Genomic DNA, 18672 nt, shown 5'->3' on the forward strand with positions numbered 1-18672 from the left:
GCGCGGAACGGATCGGGTCAGCCCTTGGTCGCGCCGTCGGCGAGGCCGCGGATCAGCCACTTCTGGACGACGAGCGCGAGCACGACCACGGGGATGACGGTCAGCATCCCGGCCGCGGCGAGCGCGCCCCAGTTGGCCCCGTGCTCGGTGTCGCCGACCATCCCGGCGATCGCCACCGGGACGGTCGTCGCCTTGCGGTTGGTGAGGACGAGCGCGAAGAGCAGCTCCTCCCACGCCAGGATGATGCTGAAGATGAACGTGGAGATCAGGCCGGGGGCGGAGATCGGCACGATGATGCGGAAGAAGGCGCCCATCCTGGAGCAGCCGTCGAGCATCGCGGACTCCTCGAGCTCCTTCGGCAGCGCCAGGAAGAAGCCCCGCATCAGCCACATCACGTAGGGGATGACGAACGAGCAGTAGGCGAGGATCAGCGTGATGTGGGTGTCGGTGATCCCGAGTGTCCTGGCGACCAGGAACATCGGGACGGCGAGCGCGATCGGCGGCACCCCGCGGGAGGCGAGGATGAGCACGCCGATCGTCGCGGCGCCCCGGATGCGCAGCCGGGCCAACGCGTAGCCCGCCATCGCCCCGGCGACCAGCGACACCAGTCCGGCGCCGAGCGCGACGATGACGGTGTTCACCATCTTCGGGCCGAGGCCCTGGTTCACCCAGGCGTCGATGTACTGACTGATCGTCGGGTCGAAGAAGATGGTCGGCGGCACGGTGAAGATGTCGCGCTGGAACTTGAACGACGTGATGAGCATCCACACCAGGGGCAGCATGAAGAGGATGCACACGACGACGCCCGCCCAGACCCGGGCGCGGTGGCCGCTGCGGCGGCGGCGCTGCGCGGGGCGCTCGCTGCGGATGTCCCGGTGCGACGGTGCAGTGGCCGGCCGTTCTGCGGTGGCGGTCATACCCGGTCCTCCAGCTTCTTGCTCCCCCACAGGAACACCAGCGTGAGCACCGTCGTCAGCACCAGCACGATGACCGCCATGGCCGAGGACTCGCTGAACCGGAGCAGTTGGAAGGCCTGCTGGTAGATGTAGAGGTTGACGACGTCCGTGGCCTGGCCCGGGCCTCCGTTCGTGGTGGTCAGGATGATGTCGAACATCTTCACGGCGCCGAGCCAGCGCACGATGAAGGTCGCGGCGATGATCGGCGCGAGCATCGGGAGACTGATCCGCCAGAGCGTCTGCCACCAGTTCGCCCCGTCCACCTGCGCCGCCTCGAAGACGTCCTTCGGCAGGGCGAGAAGTGCGGCAGAGGCGATCAGCACGACGAACGGCACCGATCGCCAGGTGTCGATGATGACCACGCTGATCATGGACATCGTCGCGTCGCCGAACCAGTTGATCGGCGGCAGGCCGACGAGCGAGGTCGCCCAGCCGACCACGCCCCAGAGCGGGTCGAGCAGCATCTTCCAGATGCCGCCGGAGACGACAGGGGCGACCACCATCGGGATGAGGAAGAGGGCGCGGACGACGCCGCGCCCCCTCCACTCGGCGTTGAGCAGGAAGGCGATCGCGAACCCGAGCACGATCTGCAGCGGCAGCGCGAGCACCAGGTACACGCCCGTCACGACGAGCGAGTTCTGGAACCTCTCGCTGCCGAGCGCCTTCGTGTAGTTCTCCAGCCCGACGAACTGGGACGGGGAGAAGGTGCTCAGGTCGAACGATGAGAAGCTGATCTGCAGGGTGTACAGCAGCGGGTAGGCGAGCACGGCCACCAGCAGCACGGTCGCGGGGATCATGAACGACCAGCGGCCGAGCACATCCCGCATCCGCGCCGAGCGGCGGGACGGCAGCGTCTTCCGCTTCGAGAGCGCGATCGTCATCCGCCTACTCCGCCAGCAGTTCGTCGATCTGGCTCTCGGCCTTCTTCAGCGCCTGGGCGCTGGAGATCTGGCCGAGCACCGCCGCGCTCGTCTGGTCGGCGAGCGCCTGCTGGATGGCGTTGGACTGCGGCGAGCGCGGCCGCCACATCTCGCCCTTCGCGGCCACGTCGTACGCGTTCTGCAGGGTCGAGAACACCGGCGCGAGCCACGGCTGACCCGGGGTGGAGGCGAGAGTGGACTTGCGGGCGGGGAACGAGCCGAACGTGTCGGTGCACCACTTCTCGCCGTCCTTGGAGCTCATCCACTGCAGGAACGTCCAGGCCGCCTCCGGATGCTTCGAGTTCTTGAACACGGCACCGCTCCAGATGCCGCGGTGCGTGCTCGCGCTCTTCGAGCCGACCGGCATGGTCTGGATGCCGACCTGCTCGGGGGTGAGCTTGGTCACCGCCGGGTCGACGGCCGCCGACTTGTACGCGCTGCCCCAGGTGAAGATCGTGGCGATCTTGCCCTGGCGGAAGGCGTCGAGTGGCTCCGTGTAGTTGTAGGCCTGCGCACCGGGAGGGGCGTACTTCAGCAGGTCCACCTGCGTCTGCAACGCGGCGGCGCCTGCCTTGGTGTCGAAGGCCGGTTTCATGTCGTCGGTGAAGAGCTTCCCGCCGTTCGAGTTGAGCACGGCCTGCCAGAACGGCGGCGACAGCACGCCCTTCTGCCAGGTGAGGCCGACCGCCCAGGAGTCGGTCTTGCCGTCGCCGTTCGTGTCCTGTACGAGCTTCGGCGCCTCATCCAGATACTGGTCCCAGGTGAGCTCCGGGGTCGGCGCGTCGAGACCGGCTTTGGCGTAGAGGTCCTTGTTGTAGAACATCAGCAGCATGTTGGAGCGCAGCGGGACACCGTACTGGCCCCCGTTCCACTCGCTCGCCGCGAGCGGGGCGGAGTTGAAGTCGGACCAGTCGTAGTCCTTCTCGGTCCAGGAGCCGGCGTCCTTCTTGAGGTCGAGCAGCACGCCGGCCTGCGCCATCTGCGGGGTCCACGGGTCGTCGAGCGTGATCAGGTCGTACTGCGGGTCGGTGTCCGTGCCGTTGAGCATCCCCTTGGCGAGCAGGTCGTCGTAGGGGGTCGAGTCGATCGTGACGTCGATGTACGGGTACTTCTTGTTGAACTCGGGGACGAGCTGCTCCTGCCACTGCTGGGCGAACGCGTCGTTGGACATCATGGTGATCGCGACGTGCTTCTCGGCGGTGCCGAGACCGCCGCCGTCGGCGGCCTTCGTGCCGCCGTCTTCGCCGCTGCACGCGGTGAGCGCAGCGGCCGTTGCCGTGAACGCTGCGGCGATGCCGAGCAGCCGGCGCACCCGGGGGGAACGGGTCATGGTTTCATCTCCTCGTCGTTGTGGAAGATCCGCGACCGGGACCGTGGAGCGGGGGTGCATCACGCGATCGCAGATGCCACTCAATCAGCATTACCGAAATATTGCAACGTGGAAACATCACAATATTGCAACGTGGAAACAGCGTGTCACTCTCTGCTGCACGTCACCGCCGTTACGATGACCGGGTGACGACCGAAACTCCGCCACCGGGGCGCCGACCGAACGGGCCGCCGACGCTCAAGGATGTGGCGGCGGTGGCCGGCGTCTCCTACCGCACCGTCTCCAACGTCGTGAACGGGCACCGGTACATCAGCCAGGCGACCCGCGACAAGGTGGAGGCGGCGATCGCCGAGCTCGACTACCGCCCGCAGCTGGCGGCGCGGCAGCTGCGCAGCGGGCGCAGCAACCTGCTGACGCTCTCGGTGCCGTTCGTGTCGCATCCCTACTTCGCGCAGCTGGCCCACGCGGTCGTCGGGCAGGCGGAGACGTTCGGCTACGACGTCGTCATCGACGAGACCCGCGGCATCCTGGAGCGGGAGCTGCGGGTGGCAGGCGGGTTCCGGGCCATCCTGACCGACGGCATCCTGTTCAGCCCACTCACCATCGACCTCGAGCGCTTCGAGGCGGAGCGGGGACCGACGCCGCTGGTCCTGCTGGGCGAGCGGTTCCGCAGCGACCGGATCGACTCGGTGGTCGTGGACAACGTCGGCTCGACCAGTGAGGTCACCCGGACAATGCTCGACGACGGCCGCACGCGTCTGGCGTTCCTCGGCGACGTGGAGCGAGGCACGGTCGGAGCGGCGCCCGCGGATCTGCGTCTCGCCGGCTTCATGCGCGCGCTCGACGCCGCCGATCTCTCCCCCGTCCGCGTCGTCTCCGTCTCGCAGTGGGACCAGGTGAACCCGGAGGGCGACTACTCGCGCCAGGAGGGCTACGACCGCACCAGCGAGCTGATCGCGTCCGGCGTCTCGATCGACGGCCTGGTCTGCGCGAACGACCTGCTCGCGATCGGTGCGCTGCGGGCGTTCCGCGAACACGGGGTGCGCGTTCCGGAGGATGTGGCGGTCGTCGGCTGGGATAACACGGCCGAGGCCGCGTTCTCCGCCCCGAGCCTGACAACGGTCGCCCCCGACATGGACGAGCTGGCCCGCCTCGCGATCACCGCGATGCTCCGCCGCCTCGACGAGCCGGACAGCGAGCCGCAGACCATCCCCGCCCCGTACGCCGTCGTCCGCCGCGACTCGACCGGCCGCGCGTAGCCGGCTCCCGCCGCTGTCCGCCGAAGGAGGTGGCTTAGGACCCGGCAGCGTAGGCGGCGCGCAGGGCGTCGAGCACGGCGCGGACGCGGGAGGCGCTCAGCTTCTCGACACTGCGGTCGGCAGTGAGGAGACCGTTCAGCTCGTCCTCGACATCGGAGAGCTGCGTGTAGACGATCGCCGAGAGGCCGGCCCGCACCGCGGGCAGCACCTCGTCCCGGTGCAACCGCTCGAAGGCGTCGCCGAGCGCGGCCGTGCTGCGCAGGCGCCGGTAACCGAACTCGCGGTCGCTGTGGCCGTGCCCAGGGACCCGGTGGCTGTATCCCCCGTACTCGGACACCGCGACCGCCCGACCGTCCCGTCCCCACGACCGGCGCGGGCGGATGCGGCGGAAGTAGACGTGCAGGCTCCGCAGGTCCCCGCCGCCCTGGTCGTGCCAGCCGCTCGCGTGGTCGACCAGCCGGTCCTGGTCGAGCGCGCGGATGCGGTCCACCGCATCCAGCGCGTCGAACTGCCCCCAGCCCTCGTTGAACGGCACCCAGCACACGATGGACGGCGCCGCGGCGAGCAGCGTCACCGTGCGGTCCAGTTCCTCCTGGAACTCCCGGCGCCCCTGGGCGTCCTGTCTGCCGAAGGCGCGGTGCCGACGGTCGGAGAGCCGCAGCGGCGTGAGCACCGGCGCAGTGATGACGAGCGGGTTGTAGCGGCGGCCGCCGTTGACGAGGTCCTGCCAGACCAGCATCCCGAGCCGGTCGCAGTGGTGGTACCAGCGCAGCGGCTCCACCTTGATGTGCTTGCGCAGCATCGTGAAGCCGTGCTCCTTCATCGCGAGGATGTCGCGCACGAACGCGTCGTCCGACGGCGGGGTGTAGAGCCCATCCGGCCAGTACCCCTGGTCGAGCACGCCGGCGTGAAAGTACGGCTCGCCGTTGAGCGTCAGTCGGGGGACCCCCGCGGCATCGGGCGCGACCGACACGGTCCGCATCCCCGTGTAGCTGCGCACGCGGTCGGCACCGGCGGTGACGGCGACGTCGTACAGGAACGGGTCACCAGGGCTCCACAGTCGCGGCTCGGGGATGCCCAACCGGATCGGACGGCCCGCGCGACCCGCGGCACGAGCGATGAGGGACCCGGCGGCCGACACCTCCACCGAGACATCGACGTCCTCGTTCGTCGTGACCGTCACCTCCAGCACCCCGTCGTCGAGCAGCGTCCGGTAGTCGACGCGCTCCACGCGCACCGCGGGCACCGCCTCCATCCACACGGTCTGCCAGATGCCGGACTGCGGCGTGTACCAGATCCCTCCCGGCCGCAGCGACTGCTTGCCCCGGGCCCGGAACCCCGCGTCGCTCTCGTCGCGTACCGCGACCGTGATCTCGTGCGGGCCCGGATCCGCGAAGGTGTCCGTCACGTCCAGGGCGAAGGGCCAGTAGCCGCCGCGATTCGCACCGACCGGGCGACCGTCGACGAAGACCTCGCAGTCCTGGTCGACCGCGCCGAACTGCAGGATCAACCGGTCGCCGGCGGCACGAAAGCCCTGCGGCAGCGTGACGGCGCGGCGATACCAGAGCGTCTGCCCCGGGAGCAGCCGCCTGCCGACTCCCGACAGGGGCGCCTCCGGGGAGTACGGGACGAGGATCTCCCCGTCCCACGGCGCGGGCGCCCTGCCGTCGGTGATCGCGTAACCCCAGGCGCCGTTGAGGCAGAGGTAGCTGTCGCGCGCCAACTGCGGGCGCGGGTACTCGGGCAGCGGGATGGCGTCGTCCACACGGGTCCTCTCCGACGGATGTTGCAACGTTGAAACATCCCCAATGTACACAATCGGGACGACGTCTTTGCACGCGGGGACGCCAGCCAGCTAGAGTCGGGCCTCGTGACGTCATTTCAACGTGGAAATGCACCCCGAACGCAACCCGCTCCTCCCCGACGCCTCGGACGCCTCGGCCCGCGGACGTGGACCGCCGTCGTCCTCGTCGGCTTCGCCGGCCAGCTCGCCTGGACCGTCGAGAACATGTACCTCAACGTCTTCGTCTACGACACCCTCAGCACCGACCCGACGGTGATTGCGACGATGGTCGCGCTCAGCGCCGTCGCCGCAACGCTGGCCACGCTCATCGCGGGCGCATGGTCGGACAGAACCGGCCGCCGCCGCGTCCTCATCGCCGGGGGCTACGTCGCCTGGGGGATCAGCACGGCCGCGTTCGGCTTCGTCGGCGCGGCGGGCACGGATACCGGAGCGGGCGCCGCTCAGGCCGGCCCTCCCGCGGCCGCGACCGTCGCGATCGGCGGCGTCGTCGCCATCATCCTGCTCGACTGTCTGATGAGCGCCATCGGGTCGTCCGCCAACGACGCCGCTTTCATGGCGTGGGTCACCGACTCCACGACACCCGCGAACCGTGGCCGCGTCGACGGCGCGCTCGCGGTCATGCCGTTACTCGGGATGCTCGTCGTCTTCGGCGCGCTCGACGGCCTCACCCGCGCGGGCGACTGGCGGCTCTTCTTCGGCATCGTCGGCATCGCGACGACGATCACGGGCGTTCTCTCCTGGTTCCTGGTCCGCGACCGCGGTATCGCCGCCCCCTCCTCGGACCGCCTTCTCGCCGCGACCGTCCACGGCCTGCGTCCGTCGGTCATCCGACGGCAGCCCGTGCTCTACCTCACCCTCGCGATCTGGGCGGTCGTCGGGATCAGCTCCCAGGTGTTCCTGCCGTACGTGATCATCTACCTCGAGCGCACGCTCCGCATCGAGTCGTACGCGCTCCTGCTCGGTGTCGTGCTCATCCTCGCCTCCGGCCTCAGCGTCCTGGCCGGCCGGCTGATGGACCGCATCGGCAAGCTGCCCACCCTGTCGATCGCGGTCCCGGTCTTCGCAGCCGGGCTTGTCGGGATGGCGTTCGTGCACGAGTTCCTCCCCGTCACGATCGCCGCCACTGTCATGATGACGGGCATGATGACCTCCATCGCCGCCGTGTCCGCACTCTCCCGGGACGCGACCCCGATCGGCCGCGCCGGCGGGGTTCAGGGCTTGCGGATGCTGCTTGCCGTCATGGTGCCGATGGTCATCGGGCCGTTCATCGGAGCCGCCGTGATCGCCGGCAACCCGCAGCACTACGTCGACCTGGGCCAGACGCTTCCGGTGCCGGGACCGGGGATCTTCCTGGCCGCGGCCGTCGTGCTGGTGCTCGTGATCCCGTTCGCGTGGTTGCGCGCCCGGGCGGTGCGCGGGGCGGCCGGAGAGACGGAGGCGCCGGCATGACCGAGCGCGAACTCACCGCACCCGTCGCCCTCTGCCTCCCGGACGGCCGGCTGAACCGGGCCGCCGTCGGCTGGAGTCGCACTCCGCTGCACGACACGTCCGGCATCGGTGGGCGGCACGGCTGGGGGCGCAACAAGCGCTGGGAGTACTGGGCGATCACCTCGCCGACGCACCTGGTCGCCATCACCGTGTCCTCGCTCGACTACTCCGGCGTCCACTCGCTCATGGTCCACGACCGGGCGAGCGGGGAGACGATCGAGCACGGCACGGTGGCGCCGCCCTGGGTCCGTCCCGAGCTGCCCGCATCCCTCGGCACCGGGCGTGCGCACGCGGTCGCCCGCGGGCTGGAGCTCACGATCGAGGAGACGGAGGCGGGCACGCGTCTCCGCGCCCACAGCGACGACGTCGACATCGACGTGCTCGCCGCGCTGCCTCCCGGCCACGAGCGCCTCGGCGTCGTGGTCCCGTGGAGCGACCGCCGCTTCCAGTACACCGTCAAGGATGTGGCCCGCCCGGCGACGGGCACGGTGACCGTCCGCGGCGCCGCCACGACGCTCGCCGACGGCGACACCTGGAGCGTGCTCGACCACGGTCGTGGCCGCTGGCCGTACCGGATGCGCTGGAACTGGGGCGCGGCGTCCGGGGTTCAGGGCGGCGCCGTCCTCGGCCTGCAGCTCGGCGGCCGCTGGACCGACGGCACCGGGAGCACCGAGAACGCGACCGTGCTCGACGGCAGGCTGCACAAGATCCACGACACCCTGGAGTGGACGTACGACGAGGACGACTGGCTGCGGCCGTGGCGCATCCGCGGCGGCGAGGTGGACCTGGTCTTCGAGCCGTTCTGGGACCACGTCAGCCGCACCGAGCTCGGCGTCGTGGGCAGCCGCGGTCACCAGTGCTTCGGCCACTACTCGGGCACGGTCCCCACGGTCTCCGGCCCGCTGCTCGTGGACGGCCTCCTCGGCTGGGCCGAAGACGTCCGCAACCGCTGGTGACCCCGCCTCCCCACCCGCCGAGTACGGAGATGATCTGCGTACTCGGCCGTTTCGGGGCGACTTTCTGCGTACTCGCCGGGGGAGGTGTGGATAAGTGGACGGGGGGTCAGAGGCGGAGGGACGAGGGGCGAGGCAGGCCGATGTCCTCGAGGAGGTCGCCGAGCATCCGGTCCAGCTCGTAGCCGGCCTGCGTGATCTTGTTGCTGCCGAAACCGACGAGGGCACTGCTCGGCTGCTCGACGGTCAGGACCGTCCGCGCCGGGCCGCGCGCGTGCAGCACCAGCCGCATCGGCGTGTGGAGCAGCGCGCCGGGATCGTGGCGGAACATCCTCGCCGCCGTCAGATAGTCACCGATCAGGTAGGCGGCGCTCGGGATGTCCGCACCGCCCACCCGCATCACCGCCGTCGGGTCGTCGCTGAGGAACCGCACAAGGCGGTGGGATCCCGGCCCCGCCAGCTCCCGCGTCAGCCGCGACCAGTCGGCGCCGTCGTCGAGCAGCCGCCGCAGCGCCGCGACGTCCAGCGGTGGCACCTCGGCCTCGAGCGAGCGGCGGAGGGTGTCGAACGGGACGTCCGCCTCCAGCTCGATGCGGGTGACGGTCGCCGGGATCAGACGCTCGGTCGCGCGGTAGGCCATCCCTCAATTGTGATCCCTCGGCCGCCGCGCATACGCTCGATCGCATGAGCATCGAACCCGGCCGGGAGGCGAGCTACTTCGTCCGCATCCGCGACGGCGTGTACCGCCCCACCTCGCACGTCGGCGGCGCCTGGGACCCGCAGGAGCAGCACTTCAGCCCGGTCGGCGGGCTGATCGTGCACGAGCTCGAACGGGAGCTGAGCGACCGGCTCGCCTCCGGGATGCTGATCGGCAGGGTGAGCTTCGACATCCTCGGCCGCATCGCCCACGACGACATCGAGCTGACCGTGCGGACCCTGCGACCCGGTCGCACCATCGAGCTGGTGGAGGCGGTGGCCACGATCGGCGGCCGCGCCACCGTATCGGCGCGCGCCTGGCTGATCGCCTCGGAGGACACGTCCGCCGTCGCCGGGACCGACTGGACGCCGCTGCCCGACCCCGAGACGCTGACGACGCGCGCGATGACGGACACCTGGACCGGCGGCTACATCGCGTCCATCGACGCCCGCGAGATCACACCACACCGCCCAGGGCGGGCCGCCGCCTGGATCTCCACGGACGTCCCGCTCGTGGCGGGCGAGCAGGCGGGCGCGCTGGCGTCGTTCGTCGCGCTCATCGACACGGCGAACGGGATCGCGGTGCGCACGCACCCGGAGACGTGGATGTTCCCGAACCTCGACCTGACCGTCCACCTGTTCCGTCAGCCGAGGGGACGCTGGGTCGGGCTGGACACGACCGTGTCGTTCGGACCGACCGGCCAGGGCCTCACCAGCTCACGACTGCACGACGAGACCGGGCCGGTCGGGACGGCCGAGCAGATCCTGACGGTGCGCCCGCTGCCCGGCGCGGCGGGCTGAGCCGGCCGTCGGGCGGCTCACATCTGCGCCGAATGTCGGTTATCAGCGCGGCGCGACCGACATGTGTGCCGAATGTGCGCCCGCGAACGGGCCTCGCGCGGGGCGCCGCGCCTCAGGCCGAGCGCGCCAGCCGCGTGCCGACGACCTCGCCGTGCGAGTCGATGTATGAGTGCACCGACTCGTGGATGTGGAACTGCGTGTGCGACAGCCGCGCCTCCCGCGAGTGCAGCAGGTCGCGGGCGGCGGACCGGCGGGCGCGGATGCGCTGCAGCGAGACGAAGGCGCCGATGAGCACGCCCGCCGCGGCGACGGTGGCGACGGACTCCGCGATCTCGGGCCAGAAGGCGGGGAGACCGGCGGCCAGCGCGACGGCGAGCGCCGCGGCGATGCCGATGAGCAGGATGAGCGAGACGACGACCGTCCGGCGGGCGAGGGCCGCGCGGCTGGTCGCGAGCAGCGCCACCGCGGCGGCGGTCTCGCGCTCATGCTGACGGCGGCGCTCCTTCGCCCAGTGCAGGTCGCGCTCGTGGCGTCGGGCGAGCCTCTGGGCTTGGTCGCGGGCGTGGTCGTAGGCGTGCGTGTTCACAGCGTGTCCTTCGGGTAGACGTGACTGCTCTCCGTACGGCGCCGGGTGCGCGCGTGCGGGTGGTGCGCTGGTTCGGGTGGTGCGCTGGTGCGTGTCGGGTGGTGCGCGGTGCTCGGGTGGTGCGCGGTCCTGGCCCTGCGACGACGCGCCGGGGAGTAGGACAGCCCCGAGCATAGCTAGAAACCGCCGTCTGTGGGCCATATGGAGGACACGAATTTGTACCCCACTTCGGGCGACACGCCTCACGCACGAAACCGGCATCCCAACGCGCGAGTCCGCAGATTATCCGCGTACTCGGCGGTTTTCGCGCGACTTTCTGCGCACTCGACGGGTGCTAAGGCCGGAGGAGGACCTTGCCGCGCCGGCCGGAACGAGCGGCGGCCTCGGCCGCGCCCCGCACGTCGGCGAACGCGAACGTCTCCTCAACGGGGAGGGTGATCGCACCCGACAGGGCGGCGCGGATCAGCTCGCCGAACAGCTCCGCGCGCTTCTCCGGCGCCATCGCCGCGCTCACCTTGCTGCCCCAGAAGCCGCGCACCACGGCCTGCTTGAAGATCAGGTCACCGGAGGACAGCTGCATCCCATCGGAGCCCATCGCGCCGAACGACACCAGCGTGCCGCCCTCGGCGAGCAGCGCCAGCAGCTCGCCGCTCGACTCGCCGCCCACCGAATCCACGGCCGCGACGATCGGCGAACCGCCCGCGAGCTCGCGGACGCGATCGCGCCAGCCATCGTCGGAGGTCGCGACGAGGTGGGGGATGCCCTGCGCGCCGAGGTCGTCCGCGTCGCGCTGACGGCGCACCAGCCCGATCACGGTCACGCCGCGGGACACGGCGAACTGCGCGAGCAGCCGCCCGACGGCGCCGTTCGCCGCGTTCTGGAGCACCACATCCCCGGCCTTCACGTCGAGGAAGTCGAGCAGGCTGAGTGCGCTGAACGGCATGGAGACGAGCTGGGATGCCGTCTCGTCGCCGATCCCGTCCGGCACCGGGATGAGCCCTGCCGCGCCGGTCACGAACGCCTCGGCCCAGACGCCGAACGTGCCGCCGGTGACGACGCGCTGCCCGACGGCCACCGAGTCGACGCCCTCGCCGAGCGCATCCACGATGCCGACCGCCTCCGTGCCCGCGCCCGCAGGGAGCTCCGGCTTGAAACCGTAGGTGCCGCGGATCGTCCACAGGTCGTGGTTGTGGATGGGGCTGAGCACGGTGCGCACGCGCACCTGGCCCGGTCCCGGCTCCGGCAGGGGCCGCTCCTCGACGTCGAGGACCCGCGCCGGGTCGCCGAACTGGTGCTGGACGATTGCGCGCATCGCGCTCACTTCCCTTCGAACGCCCGCTGGAGGAGCGTGTCGTAGTCGCGTTTGGCCGCCGCGTGCGCCGCGGCTCCTGCCTCGGTGATCCCGACGAAGAGCGCCCGCCTGTCGTAGTCGCAGGTGTTGCGCTCGACGAGCCCCGCCTTCACCAGCCGGTCGACGATGCGCGAGAGCGCGCTCTGTGTCATCGGCGTCACGTCGACGAGATTGCGCATGGTGCAGCCCTCCGACACGTAGCCGGCGACGGCGTCGAGGACCTCGAACTCGCTGAGCCCGAGCTGGTGGGTCTGCTGCAGAGTGCGCTCCAGCTCCGCCGCGGTGTTCAGGTAGGTGACCTGCAGCTCCCGCCAGCGGGCCGAGACGTCGACCGTGGTGTTCACGGGCGTCAGCCTACCTCGCATCCATGAGAATTAAATGAATGTGCATACTTTGCTGACACAATCTATTCCGTGTCATATAGTTGCCGGGTGCTGAACTCCGACACCGCATCCCGCCCCGCCGTCTCCGGCGCGATCGGCGGCTCCGGCCGCCTCCGCTGGTCGCGCGCCCGCTGGCTCCTGCTGCTCGCCACGTGCATCGTGATCGCCCTGGACGGCCTCGACGTCTCGATGGTCGGCGTCGCCCTGCCCTCCATCGGCAAGGAGCTGGGCCTCGAGACCGGCTCGCTCCAGTGGATCGTCTCCGGCTACGTCCTCGGCTACGGCAGCCTGCTGCTGCTCGGCGGCCGTCTCGCCGACCTGCTCGGCCGCCGGTCCGTGCTCCTGATCGCCCTCGCCGTCTTCACCGTCGCGTCGCTCGCGGGCGGCCTGTCCGCCGACGCCGGGCTGCTGATCGCCAGCCGCTTCGTGAAGGGCGTCGCGGCCGCGTTCACCGCCCCGGCCGCCTTCTCCCTCATCACCACGAACTTCGAGGAGGGACCGGAGCGCAACCGCGCCATCTCGATCTTCACCACGTTCGCGGCCAGCGGCTTCTCGCTCGGCCTGATCATGAGCGGCCTGATGACCTCGCTCAGCTGGCGGTGGACGTTCCTGTTCTCCGTGCCTCTCGCGGTCCTGGCCCTGGTCCTCGGCTTCTTCTTCATCCCCAAGGACGCCCGCGAACGCGGGGCCGGGCACGACATCCCCGGCGCCGTGACGCTGGCGCTCGGGATGCTCACGCTCGTCTACACGGTGGTCTCCGCTCCCGGCGCCGGCTGGGGATCGCTCCAGACGGTCGCGGGCTTCGTGATCGCGGCCGTCCTGCTCGCGGCCTTCATCGTGCTGGAGCTGCGGGTGCACAGCCCGCTGATCCGGTTCGGGATATTCCGGGTCGCCGCCGTGCTGCGCGCCAACCTGGCAGCCATCACGCTGTTCGGCTCCTACGTCTCCTTCCAGTTCGTGCTGACGCTCTACCTGCAGGATGTGCTCGGCTGGAGCCCGCTCAGCATGGCGCTCGCCCTGCTGCCGACCGGCCTGGTCGTCGCCTTCAGCGCACCGTTCACCGACCGCCTCATCGACCGGTTCGGCCCGGCACCGCTGATCGTGCTCGGGCTCGGGGCGCTGTCCGCCGGCTACCTGCTGTTCCTGCGGCTCGGCACCTCTCCCGTCTACTGGACGGACATCCTGCCGTCGGTGCTGCTGCTCGGCGTCGGCTTCGGGATCGGCTTCCCGTCCATCCAGGTGCAGGCCACGACGGGCGTGACGGACGACGAGCAGGGCCTCGCTGCCGGGCTCGTGCAGACCAGCGCGCAGGTCGGCGGCGCGCTCGCCCTCGCGGTGACGACCGCGCTGATCTCGGGCGGCACCGAGGGATCGGGCGCGGCGGCGCAGCTCGATCACTTCCGGCCCGGCCTCTACCTGAGCGCAGCGCTGGCCGTGGCCGGTCTCGCGATCGCCGCAGCCCCGCGCCGTCGCCGCGCTGGCCGGGGCGCGCCGGGTCGGGAGGACGTCGCGCTCGACACGCCGCAGGCGTGACGGGAAGGGAGGAGTCCCCGGGCCGACCGGCTCGGGGGTTCCTCCCTTCTCTGCATCAGTCGAACTGCGCCGGACCGCTGAGGGCGGGAGGCGCCGCCCGGAAGAACCGGGTGCGCCAGAGCAGGTAGACCAGGCCGATCGCCACCCACACGGCGCCGACCACCATCGCGCTGGTGTCCAGGCTGAACCACAGCGCCACGTTGACCGCGACGCCCAGCACCGGCAGCACGACGAACCCGAGCGCCTTCCGCCAGCCCCGCTCCTTCACGTACCGGGTGTAGGTGAAGATCACCGACAGGTTCACGAAGATGAACGCCACGAACGCGCCGAAATTGATCAGGGATGCCGCCTTGTTCAGGTCGAGGAACACCGCCGTGCAGGCGAGCGCCGCGATCAGGAGCACGTTCGCGGCCGGCACGCCCGCGCGGTTGAGCGAGCCGAAGAACCGCCGTGGCAGCGCGCCGTCGCGACCCATCGCGAACAGCAGCCGCGCGGCGCTCATCTGCTGCGTGATGCCGCAGCCGAGAACCGCCACCATGTAGCCGCCGATGAAGACCGCCTGGAACGCCGCTCCCCCGATGTACTTCGCGATCTCCGGCGACGCGCCGACGATGTTCCCGACGGCCGACACGTCCGGGAAGAGCACCTGCATCACGTAGGTGACGCTCACGAAGAAGAGTCCGGCGACGCCGACGATGATGAGGATGGCGCGCGGGATGTCCCTGCGCGGCCGCTCCGCCTCCTCCGCCAGGGTGCTCACGGCGTCGAAGCCGAGGAAGGACAGCGCAAGGATGGCCGCGCCCGACGCGATCGCCGGGACGTCCAGGTCGGCCGAGAAGAACGGCGCGACCGAGAAGGCCGAGCCGTTCGCCCCCTCCACGATATTCTTGACCGTGAAAACGACGAACGCGACAGCGACGACCACCTGGATGCCCACCAGGATCACGTTCACCTTGGCCGCGATCCTCACCCCGATGAGGTTCAGGACGGTGCACACCACGATCGTGGACACGATCCACACCCAGGCGGGCACGTCGGGGAAGGCCGCCGTCATATAGATGGAGGAGAGCAGCGCGTTGATCATCGGCAGCAGCAGGTAGTCGAGGGTGGCCGCCCAGCCGACCAGGAAGCCGAGGTGCGGGTTGATCGCCTCCCGCGTGTACGTGTACGCGGAACCCGCCCGCGGGTAGAAGCGGACCATCTTCGCGTAGCTGAGCGCGGTGATCAGCACCGCGACGAGCACGAGCAGGTAGGACAGCGGGACGTGCCCGTGCGTGATGTCGGCGACGATCCCGAAGGTGTCGAACACCGCGAGCGGTGCCATGTAGGCGAGGCCGAGGAACACGATGTGGCGCAGCTTCAGGCTGCGGCGCAGTCCCGTCTGCGGGTCGGCGGGCGATTCGGCGGAGCGGGTGGGGGCGATGGCGGGGTCGAGCTGGGACACGGGTGTTCCTTTCGCGACGGCGGGAGAGGAGGCGCGGGGTGCGGGAGGGCGGATCAGTGCGCGGCGGCTGAGCAGTGCGCCCGTCCGCCGTACACCGCGGGCGCGGGAGCGTCGGAGGCGGCGTCGTGCACGACGTCCCCGCCGACGATGGTGAGGGCGGCGTGCTGGTCGAGCAGAGCGGCCGGGTCGCCGTCGTGCTCGTACAGGTCCCCGGACCAGGCGACCAGGTCGGCCGCCGCTCCGGGACGGATCACGCCGAGGTCGTCCTCGGCGTGCCAGGCCCACGCGCCCTCGCGGGTGTAGCCGCTGAGTGCGTCGTCGAGGCCGATCCGCTCGTCGGGCGTCCAGGAGTCGCGACCGTCCAGCCCGGCGCGGGTGAGCGCCGAGTACAGGCCGACCAGCGGATCCATCTCCCCCACCTGCCAGTCGCTGGAGAGGGCGACGTGCGCTCCGGACTCCATGAGCGAGCGGATGCGCCAGGCGCGGTCCCAGCGCTGCTCGCCGACGTTCTCCATCCACGTGCCGGAGACGAGGTCGGGCGAGCAGTGCCGCGGCTGCATCGCGGCGGTGACGCCGAGGGATGCGAAGCGGGCGAGGTCGTCGGGGTGCAGGCACTCGACGTGCACGATCCCGTGCCGGCGGTCGCGGGCGCCGTTGACCCCGGCCGCGGCCTCGATCGCGTCGAGCGCCAGCCGGATGCCGCCGTCGCCGGTCGCGTGGGTGTGGGTCTGGAAGCCGAGCCGGTCGAGCTCCGTGACGATGCGGGTGAGCTCGCCGACGGGAGCGGAGGGATGCCCGCGGTGGCCAGGGCGGTCGGCGTAGTCGTCCAGCATCCAGGCGGTGTGCGGCTCGATGACGTCGTCGGCGTAGAGCTTGACGGGACCGAAGCGCAGCCGGTCGTCCGTCGTCGCACCGTCGACGGCGTCGCGGAGGTCGCGGCGGAACGCGGCGTCCGCGTCGATCGGGTGGAAGAGGGCTGCGATCACGCGGGAGCTGAGCAGCCCCGCCTCGCGCGCCCGGTCGAACAGGCCGAGCTCGGCGAGCGGCACCTGCGGCTCGACCACGGTGGTGATGCCGCTGGCGGTGGCGAGGGCGAGGCTGCCGAGCAGCTTGCGGTAGCGGCGCTCCGGCGAGTACATCGGGATGTCGCGCTGCAGGCCGGCGAGGCCCGCGGTGGTCATGGCGCTCGTGTAGAAGTCGGTGACCCATCCCGTCGGCTCGCCCTGCGCATCCCGCTCGGGCCTGCCCCACGGGATGTCGCCGCCGTCGGCGATGCCGAGCACGCGCAGCGCGGCGTCGTTCAGCCAGACGGAGTGCTGGTCGTAGGTGGTCACGAAGACCGGGCGGTCGGTGAGGCCGGCAAGGTCTCGCGCGTTCGGGCGACGGCCGGTGACGACCGAGTAGACGGCGTTTTCGGCGCAGATCCAGTCGAGGTCCGGCCGCCTGTCGGCCAGGTCACGAATGCGGTCGCGCACCTCGTCGAGCGTCTCGGCGCCCTCCAGGCTGACCGCGTCCGGGTCGAAGCCGAGCAGGAGGTGGTTGTGGCTGTCGATGATTCCGGGCGTCACGAGCGCGCCGTCGAGGTGGCGGGTCTCGCGCGCGGCGGGTGCCTCCGCCGCCGGGCCGACGTAGCTGATCCGGCCGGCAGTCACGGCGACCGCCTCCGCCCACGGCCGGGCGTCATCGAAGGTGCGGATGCGGCCGCCGGTGAGGAGGAGATCGGTGGTCTGCGGTGCGGTCATGGTGTTCCCGTCGACGGTGAGGAGAATTCTTTGACGCTTGCGTCAAATAATTCCTGAAGTGTGTCACGGGCCCGCGAAGGGTGTCAAGCGCGGCTAGGGTCGGGTCCCGTGCACGACCTCAGCGCCCTGGCGCAGCGCATCCGCACCGACGACGACGCCCGGCGGGCCCTGCAGCGGCGCACGCTGACGGTCGTGGCGGTCAGCCAGGTGCTCGGCGGCGCCGGCCTCGCCGCGGGCATCACGGTGGGAGCGCTGCTCGCCCAGCAGCTCGTCGGCGGCGACGGCCTCGCCGGCGCCCCGACCGCTCTCTTCACGCTCGGCTCCGCGCTGGCGGCGTTCCTCATCGGCCGGTTCACGCAGCGCCACGGACGCCGCCTCGGGCTCGGCCTCGGCTTCGCCGCGGGCGGCCTCGGCGCGCTCGGGGTGGTCGTCGCGGCGGCCGCCGGCAGCGTCCCGCTGCTGTTCGTCTCGCTTTTCGTCTACGGAGCGGGCACCGCCACGAACCTGCAGGCGCGCTACGCGGGGACCGACCTCGCCGCCCCGGCTCAGCGCGGCACCGCGGCCAGCATCGCGCTCGTCGCCACCACCGCGGGCGCCGTGGCGGGCCCGAACCTGGTGGACCCGCTCGGGCGGCTCGCGCTCGGGATGGGCATCCCCGCCCTCGCCGGACCATTCCTGCTCGCGACAGTGGCCTACCTCTCGGCCGGGATCGTGCTCCTGGTCTTCCTGCGCCCGGACCCGTTCCTGCTCGCGCGCGCAGCCGCCCCGGCCGACGAACAGGCGGCGGGCGCGGCGGGCGCGGCGGGCGCGGCCCTGCCGCCCTCGCCTCCCCCTCGGCCGGGGCCGGGCGCGATCGCCGGGGCGGCGGTGATGGTGCTCACGCAGATCGCGATGGTGGCGATCATGACGATGACCCCGGTGCACATGCGGGCGATGGACTTCGGACTCTCCGCGGTCGGGCTCGTGATCGGCATCCACGTGGGCGCGATGTATCTGCCCTCGCTGGTCACCGGCATCCTCGTGGACCGGGTCGGGCGCGTGCCGATGGCCATCGCCTCCGGCGTCACGCTGCTGGCGGCGGGCATCGTCGCGGCGCTCGCGCCGGAGAGCTCGCTCGGACTGCTCATCCTCGCGCTCACCCTGCTCGGCCTCGGCTGGAACGTCGGCCTCCTCGCCGGCACGGCCCTCGTCGTCGACGCCACGGTCCCGGCGAACCGGGCACGCACGCAGGGCACGATCGACGTGCTGATCGCGCTGTCCGGGGCGGGCGCCGGTGCCGCATCCGGGGTCGTCATGGCCGCGAGCGACTACAGCGTGCTGTCGTTCACGGGCGGGATCCTGGCACTGCTGCTGATCCCCGTGCTGCTCTGGGCCGCGCGCAGCGGGCGGCCCGACGACGGCGGGCGACCGGCCCGCCGGTAGGGTC

Annotated in this window: 16 protein-coding genes; 6 read left to right on the forward strand and 10 right to left on the reverse strand. The window is 71.1% G+C overall.

The features are described 5' to 3' along the window. Nucleotides 1-17: 17 nt before the first annotated feature. The 3 genes from AAME72_RS04410 to AAME72_RS04420 are packed head-to-tail and all read right to left on the reverse strand — an operon-like array spanning nt 18 to nt 3206. Complete coding sequence (locus tag AAME72_RS04410) at nt 18-917, reverse strand: carbohydrate ABC transporter permease (RefSeq protein ID WP_348789023.1); 900 nt, start codon at nt 915-917, stop codon at nt 18-20. Next, the gene (locus AAME72_RS04415) at nt 914-1837 is read right to left on the reverse strand and encodes a sugar ABC transporter permease (RefSeq protein ID WP_348789024.1); all 924 of its coding nucleotides are present in this window, start codon (nt 1835-1837) and stop codon (nt 914-916) included. Before AAME72_RS04415 ends, AAME72_RS04410 begins: the two co-directional genes overlap by 4 nt. A gap of 4 nt (nt 1838-1841) precedes the next feature. Then, on the reverse strand, nt 1842-3206 hold the full coding sequence (locus AAME72_RS04420) for a sugar ABC transporter substrate-binding protein (protein WP_348789025.1): 1365 nt from the start codon (nt 3204-3206) through the stop codon (nt 1842-1844). Between the two features lie 185 nt (nt 3207-3391). Between AAME72_RS04420 and AAME72_RS04425 the strand changes: the two genes are divergently transcribed. Then, nucleotides 3392-4465: a LacI family DNA-binding transcriptional regulator gene (locus AAME72_RS04425; RefSeq protein ID WP_348789026.1), complete on the forward strand. Its 1074-nt coding sequence runs from the start codon at nt 3392-3394 to the stop codon at nt 4463-4465. A 34-nt stretch (nt 4466-4499) separates the two neighbouring features. Here AAME72_RS04425 and AAME72_RS04430 read toward each other — a convergent pair whose 3' ends face one another. Next, a complete protein-coding gene (locus AAME72_RS04430) occupies nt 4500-6230 on the reverse strand; it encodes a sugar-binding domain-containing protein (RefSeq protein WP_348789027.1) in 1731 nt (576 codons plus the stop codon). Between the two features lie 105 nt (nt 6231-6335). On the opposite strand from AAME72_RS04430, the gene AAME72_RS04435 reads away from it, so the two are divergent. Together AAME72_RS04435 and AAME72_RS04440 are read left to right on the forward strand one after the other, a co-directional pair. Next, a complete protein-coding gene (locus AAME72_RS04435; RefSeq protein WP_348789028.1) occupies nt 6336-7718 on the forward strand; it encodes an MFS transporter in 1383 nt (460 codons plus the stop codon). Then, on the forward strand, nt 7715-8713 hold the full coding sequence (locus tag AAME72_RS04440; protein WP_348789029.1) for a DUF2804 domain-containing protein: 999 nt from the start codon (nt 7715-7717) through the stop codon (nt 8711-8713). The genes AAME72_RS04435 and AAME72_RS04440 overlap by 4 nt, the downstream gene beginning before the upstream one ends. Nucleotides 8714-8819: 106 nt before the next feature. On the opposite strand, the gene AAME72_RS04445 is transcribed toward AAME72_RS04440, so the two are convergent. Further along, nucleotides 8820-9350: a hypothetical protein gene (locus AAME72_RS04445; RefSeq protein WP_348789030.1), complete on the reverse strand. Its 531-nt coding sequence runs from the start codon at nt 9348-9350 to the stop codon at nt 8820-8822. Between the two features lie 44 nt (nt 9351-9394). On the opposite strand from AAME72_RS04445, the gene AAME72_RS04450 reads away from it, so the two are divergent. Then, nucleotides 9395-10207: a thioesterase family protein gene (locus AAME72_RS04450; RefSeq protein WP_348789031.1), complete on the forward strand. Its 813-nt coding sequence runs from the start codon at nt 9395-9397 to the stop codon at nt 10205-10207. A 112-nt stretch (nt 10208-10319) separates the two neighbouring features. Here the strand turns inward: AAME72_RS04450 and AAME72_RS04455 are convergent, their stop codons facing one another. The 3 genes from AAME72_RS04455 to AAME72_RS04465 form a co-directional block, all read right to left on the reverse strand. Then, nucleotides 10320-10793 (reverse strand): hypothetical protein, encoded by a 474-nt coding sequence (locus AAME72_RS04455; protein ID WP_348789032.1) that lies wholly within the window; start codon nt 10791-10793, stop codon nt 10320-10322. Between the two features lie 334 nt (nt 10794-11127). Further along, the gene (locus tag AAME72_RS04460; RefSeq protein ID WP_348789033.1) at nt 11128-12105 is read right to left on the reverse strand and encodes a zinc-binding dehydrogenase; all 978 of its coding nucleotides are present in this window, start codon (nt 12103-12105) and stop codon (nt 11128-11130) included. Nucleotides 12106-12110: 5 nt separating this feature from the next. Further along, nucleotides 12111-12488, reverse strand: a complete 378-nt coding sequence (locus AAME72_RS04465; protein ID WP_348789034.1) for a helix-turn-helix domain-containing protein — start codon at nt 12486-12488, stop codon at nt 12111-12113. Between the two features lie 87 nt (nt 12489-12575). On the opposite strand from AAME72_RS04465, the gene AAME72_RS04470 reads away from it, so the two are divergent. Continuing rightward, a complete protein-coding gene (locus AAME72_RS04470) occupies nt 12576-14060 on the forward strand; it encodes an MFS transporter (protein WP_348789035.1) in 1485 nt (494 codons plus the stop codon). A 55-nt stretch (nt 14061-14115) separates the two neighbouring features. Here AAME72_RS04470 and AAME72_RS04475 read toward each other — a convergent pair whose 3' ends face one another. Both AAME72_RS04475 and AAME72_RS04480 read right to left on the reverse strand, forming a co-directional pair. Beyond that, nucleotides 14116-15504, reverse strand: a complete 1389-nt coding sequence (locus AAME72_RS04475) for an APC family permease (RefSeq protein WP_348789036.1) — start codon at nt 15502-15504, stop codon at nt 14116-14118. 53 nt (nt 15505-15557) lie between these two features. Continuing rightward, nucleotides 15558-17246, reverse strand: a complete 1689-nt coding sequence (locus tag AAME72_RS04480; RefSeq protein WP_348789037.1) for an amidohydrolase — start codon at nt 17244-17246, stop codon at nt 15558-15560. A gap of 108 nt (nt 17247-17354) precedes the next feature. On the opposite strand from AAME72_RS04480, the gene AAME72_RS04485 reads away from it, so the two are divergent. Next, nucleotides 17355-18668: an MFS transporter gene (locus tag AAME72_RS04485; protein WP_348789038.1), complete on the forward strand. Its 1314-nt coding sequence runs from the start codon at nt 17355-17357 to the stop codon at nt 18666-18668. The last annotated feature ends 4 nt before the right edge of the window (nt 18669-18672 follow it).

The sequence above is a fragment of the Leifsonia sp. NPDC080035 genome, from assembly GCF_040050925.1.
Lineage (GTDB): Bacteria > Actinomycetota > Actinomycetes > Actinomycetales > Microbacteriaceae > Leifsonia.